The 211-nt window shown below is 39.3% G+C and carries 1 protein-coding gene; it reads left to right on the top strand.

All coding sequences use genetic code 11. The annotated features are described in order from the left end of the window. The coding region (locus FIA58_RS21895) for a hypothetical protein (protein ID WP_140964685.1) at window positions 1-211 on the top strand (211 nt) is incomplete at both ends.

The following is a 211-nucleotide window of genomic DNA, read 5'->3' as shown; positions in this document are numbered from 1 at the left end:
TGTGAATGCTTCAGATCCAACTCCAACTATTTCTGGTTTAGCAGGTGGAACTTTTGCAAGCTCTCCAGCTGGTCTTTCTATAAATGCTTCAACAGGTGCAATTGATGTTTCTGCATCAACTCCTGCAACTTATACAGTAACCTATACAACTGCTGGATCTTGTCCTAATAGTTCAAGTGTTTCTGTAACTGTTAATGCATTAGACAATGCT

It is taken from the genome of Flavobacterium jejuense (assembly GCF_006491595.2).
GTDB lineage: Bacteria > Bacteroidota > Bacteroidia > Flavobacteriales > Flavobacteriaceae > Flavobacterium > Flavobacterium jejuense.
Note: the sequence above shows the minus strand (reverse complement) of the source record. Positions and strands in the feature narration are given on the sequence as shown.